We start from the raw sequence: 7,491 nt of genomic DNA, 5'->3' as shown, positions 1-7,491 counted from the left end.
TGGGGGGGGGGGGGGGGGCCCCCGCCCCCCCCGCACCGGGGGACATTCCGGAACCGTACGACGCGACGAACGCCAGCCTCGACAACGCAACGAGCGTGCACCCACTCGCCGAACGGTCGCAAGACAATTCGGATCGACGAGCGGGTGCACTTCGTTTCTCTCCGCGCCGGGGCGCGGCGCCGGCACGGTCGCGATCATGCCCGTGGCAGCCGGGACAACCCCTCCCGGTGGGCGGGCGGGACGGTTTCCTGCGGCCGGGCCGTGGCAACGCCAGCCCGGGCTCCTGGGCGGTGCGACGAGGAGGGGGATGCCGGGGGCTGCCGACAGGATGTTTCAACCCGAGACCGGTTTCCCGGACCGATCGTTCCAGGACTGGGTAGTGAGTCGAGTGGTTTGGGACGCGCACATCACGGGTAAGGAGGAGAACCCAAGATGTCAGTCGGCAGGCTGGGAGCACTGGGGAAGCGCCTGATCGCCGTCGTGTTGTCGTGGGTCCTGCTCGTGGGGGCTGCCCTGACGGTTCAGCCGCAGCAGGCCTCCGCCGCCGAGCGGGCGACGGTGGCGCTGTGGAACGCACTGGTCCCGCTCGAGTCCGTGAACACCTTCATGAACACCGGCGCCCACCCCGATGACGAGCGGAGCGCCGTCCTCGCCTACATGTCGCGCAAGGTCGGCGCCCGCACCATCAGCGTGATCGCCAACCGCGGCGAGGGTGGCCAGAACGCCATCGGCGCCGAGTACGAGCACGCCCTGGGCGTGGTGCGCACGCGCGAGCTGCAGGAGGCCGCGGAGGCGTCGGACGTTGAGCTCTACTTCCTGGCGCAGGAACTGGGCGATCCTATCTGGGACTTCGGCTTCTCGAAGAACCCGGAGGAGACCCTGGAGAAGTGGGGCTACGAGCGCACGCTGGAGCGGCTCATCCGGATCATCCGGGAGACCCGTCCTGACGTGGTGCTGCCCTCCTTCCAGAACACCTACGGCCAGCACGGGCACCACCGGGCCATCACCATTCTGACCCTGGAAGCCTTCGAGAAGGCCGCCGACCCGGAAGTGTTCCCTGAGCACCTGGCCGAAGGGCTGCGGCCGTGGCAGATCAAGAAGGTGTACCTGCCCGCCTCGGGCGGCGGCGGGTCGATCTACGGCCAGGGCCAGCAGCTGACGGCCAACGTCAGCATCCCGGTGGGCGAGTACGACCCCGTCCTGGGTGCGTCGTACGTGCAGCTGGGCGAGGAGTCGCGCTTCTACCACAAGAGCCAGGGCATGGGGGAGATCGTGCCGGAGGGTCCGCGGAGCGAGGTGTACCACCTGGCGGCCAGCGCGGTCCCCGTGAAGTCCCAGGAGAGCTCGATGTTCGACGGGCTGCCCCAGACCGTGGGTGACCTGGCCGGCCTCGTGAGCGACCGGTCCGTGGCCTCGGCGCTGCAGGAGCTCCAGGCGCACATCGACGCGGCGCTGGACGCCTATCCGGACAACGCCGCCGTGGCCCGGGCCCTGCGGGATGCGCTGGTGAGCGTGCGGGCGGCCCGGGAGCTGGTGGTCTCCCGGATCGGCCTGGAGGACGAACTTGGCTATGACATCGACTACCGGCTGGCGATGAAGGAGAAGCAGATCCAGCGGGCCTTGGCGCAGTCGCTGCTGCTGGTCACCCGGCTGCAGGCGGACGAGTACGAGCTCACCCGGGGCGGCACCGCCACCTTGACGCTGACGGCCTACCAGGGCGGCAAGGTCCCGGTGGAGAACGTGCGGCTCTCGCTGGAGGTGCCCAGGGGCTGGCGCGTGCGGCCGGTGACCGAGGCGGCCGGTGTACACCTCAGCTACAACCAGACCGCGACCGCCCGCTTTGCGGTGACGGTGCCTGAGAGCGCCGAGTACTTCGACCCGTATGACCCGCACGACATCACGGGCGTGGTCCGGTTCACCGTGGACGGCGTGGAGGCCGCGGTGACGGTGGCGCCCGAGCGGTTCGTGGCCGTGCTGCCCGACGTTTCGCTGCGCACCGACCCCGAGGGCGTCGTCTTCAACCTGGAGCGTCCGGGCCCCATCACGATCAACGTCGTGGTGACGAACAACGAGGCCGGTGCGACGTCCACCAACATCTTCCCGGTCCTCCCGGAGGGCTGGCAGACCACGCCGACGTTCCGGAACCTCACGTTCAGCCGGAAGGGCGAGGTCCAGGCGGCGTCCTTCGTCGTCACCGCACCGGCGGACCTGGCGGCCGGCCGGTACCAGATCGGCTTCCAGGCCCGGGGCCAGTCGGTCTCCGACCGCTCCGTGCAGGTCATCGAGTATGAGCACATCGGCCGGACCTACATCGTGAAACCCGCCGTGGTCGACGTGCAGGCCTTCTCCGTGAAGGTGGACGAGAACCTCCCGGTCGGCTACGTCTCCGGCGGCGCGGACAACGTTCCGGCGGCGCTGCGGCTGATGGGCGTGAATGTCGAACTGCTGGATGCCGACACCCTCGCGTTCGGCGACCTGTCGGTCTACGACACGATCGTGCTGGGCATCCGCGCCTACCTGACCCGTCCGGACCTGATCGCCGCCAACAACCGGCTGATGGAGTACGTGCGGAACGGCGGCAACCTGGTGGTGCAGTATCACCAGCCCGGCGACAACTGGAACCCCGAGACCTCGGCGCCGTATTACCTCCGGATCGGCAGCCCGTCCTTCAACTGGCGCGTGACCGACGAGGCGGCCGAGGTGCGTGTGCTGGAGCCCGATCACCCGCTGCTGAACACGCCCAACAAGATCGAGGCATCCGACTGGGAGGGCTGGGTGAAAGACCGCGGCCTCTACTTCCCGTCGGAGTGGGCGCCTGAGTTCACGCCGCTGCTCTCGATGAACGACCCGGGCGAAGAACCGCTGAACGGGAGCCTGCTGGTCGCCGAGTACGGCAAGGGCCGCTACATCTACACGAGCCTGATCCTCTACTACCAGCTGGATCAGCGGGTGCCCGGCGCCTTCCGCATCTTCGCCAACCTGATCACGCCGGCGAAGTAGGCGGGGAGGATATTCAGACGAAACCATCTCAGGTAAGGGCAAGTTGCCACGGCGGTGATGGCACGGGCGGCCGACCAGGCCGCCCGTGCTCCGCGCATGGGGCTGCGCGGGCATACTAGGCTTCGCCGGGTGCGCAGGCGCCCGCCAATACCGCACGCCGGTCGCTCTCCCAGACATAATCGCGCCTTACCGCGCATCTGTTTTACGTGGGGCTGTCCCCGGCGTGCGGTGCCGGAGGTTGCCCATGCCAAGCTGGAAGCGCATCGTCGGGATCATCGCCGTGGCCGCCCTGCAGTTCGGATGCGTCCTGGCCACTCTTTCAGCGCCCCTGCCCGGTGAGGCCGCCGCACAGGGCACGCCCGGGGCGTCCGGGCACGCCCGCACGCGGGCCGAAGCCCCGGGCGGCGCTGAGCGCCAGGACGAACCGGTCGACGGCGGCACCCTGTATCTCTCCATGTTCTCGGCGCCCCGGGGGGTCTTCAACCCGATCCTCATGGAAGACGGCTACGATGCCAACATCGTCGGGCTCGTCTTTGCCGGTCTGCTCACCCGGGACGAGCGGCTGGAACTGATCTGCGACCTGTGCGAGTCGTACTCGGTGTCGCCCGATCAGCGGGAGGTCACCTTCCGCCTCCGGAAGGATGTGACCTGGCACGACGGCCACCCCTTCACCGCGCGGGACGTCGTCTTCACCTTTCAGGCGATCCTGCACCCCGACTATCCGGGCGTGCTGACGGGCGACTACGCAGCACTGCGGGGCGTCGGGGCGATGCTGGAGCAGCGCGCGGCGCTGGACCGCGCACAGGCCGGGGGGCGCATCAGCGCCCGTGAGGCCGCCGCGCAGAAGCACGCCGCCTGGCAGGCCTGGCTGGATGGCGACGGCCGGCAGGCCATACGGGCGGTGGACGACCATACCGTCGTCTTCGCCGTCGACGAGCCCCACGCGCCGCTGCTGCAGAACCTCGCCATCCCGCTGCTGCCGGCCCATCGCTTCGCGGGCTTCCCCGTGGGCGAGATGGGGCAGCACCCGGACACCCGCCGCCCGGTGGGGACGGGGCCCTACCGGTTCGTACGGTACGTGCCCGACCAGTACGTGGAGCTGGTGCGGCACGAAGCGTACCACCGGGGCCGGCCGTACATCGAGCGCATCATCTACCGCATTGCCAACCAGGACGTGGCCATCGGTCAGCTCCTGGCCGGCGAGCTGGACTACGTGCCCCTGAAACCCGGCGACGTGGTGCTGGTGCAGGGCAACCCCAACATCGGCCTCTTCACCCGGCCAGATCTGGGCTACCAGTACCTCGGGCTGAACCACCGGAACCCGCTGTTCGCCGACCGGCGGGTGCGGCAGGCGATCCTCCTGTCGATTGACCGGGAAGGGATCGTCCGCCACCTGCTCAAGGGCTACGGCAGCCTGCTGGAGAGCCACTTCCCCCGGGGACACCCGTACCACGACCCGGAAGCGATTCCGACCCGCCGGCGTGACCTCGCCGCCGCTGCCCGGCTCCTGGCCGAGGCGGGCTGGACCGGACGGGACGCGGAGGGTTACCTGGTGAAGGACGGCCGCACCTTCCGGTTCACGCTGGTGTATCCGTCCGGCAACGCCGTCCGAACGGCGACGGCACCGCTGATCCAGGCCGACCTGAAGGCGGTGGGGATCCGCGTCGACCTCCAGATGGTGGAGTTCGCGACCCTGGCCGAGATGGTCTTCGGCGGGCGCCAGCCGGACGCGTGGCTACTGGGCTGGGGGGTCGGCCTCGACCCCGATCCGGGTCCGGTCTTCGATCCCGAGAGCCGCTGGGGTCGGGCCACGGGCTGGCGAAGCGACCGGAGCGCCGCACTCCTGCGGGCGGGCGCCCGGCTGCTGGACCCCGCCAAGCGGCGGCCCCTCTACCGGGAGTGGGCGCGCCTGGTGGCGGAGGAGCTGCCGGTCATCTTCCTCTACAGCCAGGATCAGATCGAGGCGGTGCGGCTCGACCGGGTGCGGGGCCTGCGGCCGGACGCCCGGGGGAGCCTCTGGAACATCTGGGAGCTCTGGATTGCACCGGAGCGCCGGTAACGGGGGGACGGGCAGTGGCGGGCTTCATCGTGCGGCGGCTGCTCCAGCTCTTGCCGACCTTGCTCCTGGCTTCGGTGTTGATCTTCCTGGTGATCCACCTCGCGCCGGGGGACCCGTACAGCGGCCTGATCGACTCCCGCGCCGATCCGGCCAAGGTGGAGGAACTGCGCCTGCGCCACTGCCTGGACTGCCCGCTGCCCGTCCGGTACTGGCGCTGGCTGAGCGGGGCCCTTCGAGGTGACCTGGGCACGTCCATCCGGTTCCGGGTCCCGGTCGCGGAGCTCATCGGCGACCGGCTGGGGCCGACCCTGGCGCTGGGTGCGGCCTCGGAATCGATCGTGCTGCTGGCAGGCATCCCGTTCGGCATCCTGGCCGCCGTCCGCCGCGGCACCTGGGTCGACACGCTGGTCACCATCGTCTCGCTCGGGGCCCTGGCCATTCCCGCGTTCTTCTTGGGCCTGCTCCTGCTGCGCTGGTTCTCTTTGGGCGGCCTGCAGATCCTGCCCTCGGCCGGCTTCACCACCCCGGGGACTCCGCTTGCGGGCACGGCGCTCTTCCTGGATGCCGCCCGTCATCTGATCCTCCCGGCCACCGCGCTGGGCGTCACCGGCATCGCCGGGCTCATGAGCCACGTGCGCTCCGCGATGCTGGAGGTGCTGCAGCAGGACTACCTGCGCACTGCCCGGGCCAAGGGGCTGCCGGAGCGTGTGGTGATCTACAAGCACGCCCTGCGCAACGCCCTGATCCCGGTGGTGACGCTGCTGGGCCTCAACCTGCCCGCACTGGTGGGAGGCGCCATCATCACCGAATCGATCTTCCAGTGGCCGGGCATCGGCCGGCTTACCTACACGGCGCTGCTGGAGCGGGACTACCCGGTGCTCATGGCCCTGAATGTGATGTTCGCCGTCCTCACGCTGGTGGGGAGCCTCCTGGCCGATATCGGTTACGCCGTAGTCGATCCGCGGGTGCGATTTGAGTAGGCCGTGGATCGGCGCATGGAGGAACACACTGGGGCGACCCGGGCGGGCCGGGACCGGATGGGCTTCGCATACTGCGCGGTGACCATGCACCAGGGGGTGCGAGCGGATGACCATGGGAGCCAGGGAGTCCCGCCAACCCGACCGGGCCGCGGGCCCTGCGGCGTCGCCAGAACGGTCTGCGGGACGGCGGGGTGAGGTCGTCCGGGGCGGCGGCCCCGCAGAGCGGTTGGCCGGTGCCGCCGGCGGCAGCCCGGGGAAGCGCACGCCGTCCGGTCGGTTCAGCCGGGCGGTCCTGGAGCCGCAGACCGCGCCATGGCAGATGGCGTGGCGCCGCTTCCGCGCCAACCGGCGGGCCATGCTCGGACTTTATATCCTGATCATCCTGGCGCTCTCGGCGGTGCTGGCGCCGTACCTCACGTGGCACGACCGCGACCTGCCGGACGTACGGGCCGCCGAGCAGCCGCCTTCCCGCACACACTGGCTGGGCACGGACGAGCTGGGCCGGGACGTGTACACACGCCTTCTCTATGGCGGGCGGATCTCGCTTACCGTGGGGCTGGTGGCCGTCGCCATCTACGTCACCATCGGCGTGGTGCTGGGCGCCGTGGCGGGCTACTACGGCGGCGTGGTGGACAGCGTGATCATGCGCATCACCGACGTGGTGATGGTGATTCCCTTCTTCCCGCTGGCCCTGACCATGGCGGCTGCCTTGCGGCCGTCCGTCTACAATACCATGCTGGTGATCGGCCTCCTGGGCTGGACCGGCATCTGCCGGCTGGTGCGGGGGGAGTTCCTCACGCTGCGCAGCCGGGAGTTTGTGGCGGCAGCGCGGGCCAGCGGCGCCTCCGATGCGCGCATCATCTTCCGGCACATCCTTCCCAACGCCGTGGCGCCCGTCGTGGTGGCCGCGGCCCTGGGCGTCGGCACGGCGATTCTCAGCGAGGCCGGCCTCTCCTTCCTGGGCTTTGGCGTACAGCAGCCCACGCCCTCCTGGGGCAACATGCTCTCCGCGGCGCTCTCGCTGAAGGTCCTCCTCCTGCAGCCGTGGATCTGGCTGCCGCCCGGGCTGATGATCTTCAGCGCCATCCTGGCCGTCAACCTGGTGGGCGAGGGCCTGCGCGACGCGCTGGATCCCCGGTTGGGGCGGCGCTGATGTGGCAATTGCAGTACGCGCCCGGAGGCTTGCACCCACCGCACCGGCTGTGCTACTATGCTCAAGCCGCCTCGATGCGAGCTGGCAGCTGGATGCCAGCGGCGGTCAGGTTGCGCAGGAGGCAGCAACTGGGTGGTTGACGGGATCGGTGAGCGGTGATAAACTCATCAGTTGCCGGGCGGGAACGCCGAAAGTCCCATCAATTGGTCGGTTGACGGCCAACGGCGAACCTGCTAAAATATAAAAGCTGTCGCCTGACGGCAGCGGATCTCGAACCTTGAAAACTAAACAGTGCAGAG

5 protein-coding genes are annotated in these 7,491 nt (G+C 69.6%); 4 read left to right on the top strand and 1 reads right to left on the bottom strand.

Annotated features, from left to right (window positions below; translation table 11 throughout):
- The first annotated feature begins 432 nt into the window (after positions 1-432).
- From AB2385_RS16285 to opp4C, 4 genes are all read left to right on the top strand, one after another.
- Complete coding sequence (locus tag AB2385_RS16285; RefSeq protein WP_367656064.1) at positions 433-3,000, top strand: NEW3 domain-containing protein; 2,568 nt, start codon at positions 433-435, stop codon at positions 2,998-3,000.
- A 244-nt stretch (positions 3,001-3,244) separates the two neighbouring features.
- A complete protein-coding gene (locus tag AB2385_RS16280) occupies positions 3,245-5,059 on the top strand; it encodes a peptide-binding protein (protein ID WP_367656063.1) in 1,815 nt (604 codons plus the stop codon).
- Positions 5,060-5,073: 14 nt separating this feature from the next.
- A complete protein-coding gene (locus AB2385_RS16275; protein ID WP_367656062.1) occupies positions 5,074-6,039 on the top strand; it encodes an ABC transporter permease in 966 nt (321 codons plus the stop codon).
- Positions 6,040-6,358: 319 nt separating this feature from the next.
- Positions 6,359-7,192 (top strand): oligopeptide ABC transporter permease, encoded by an 834-nt coding sequence (gene opp4C, locus AB2385_RS16270; protein ID WP_367656065.1) that lies wholly within the window; start codon positions 6,359-6,361, stop codon positions 7,190-7,192.
- A 105-nt stretch (positions 7,193-7,297) separates the two neighbouring features.
- On the opposite strand, the gene AB2385_RS16265 is transcribed toward opp4C, so the two are convergent.
- The coding region (locus AB2385_RS16265) for a hypothetical protein (protein ID WP_367656061.1) at positions 7,298-7,491 on the bottom strand (194 nt) is incomplete at its 5' end.

It is taken from the genome of Symbiobacterium sp., from assembly GCF_040797425.1.
GTDB lineage: Bacteria > Bacillota > Sulfobacillia > Symbiobacteriales > Symbiobacteriaceae > Symbiobacterium.
The sequence above is the reverse complement of the archived record's forward strand: the minus strand, read 5'-3'. Positions and strand labels throughout refer to the sequence as shown.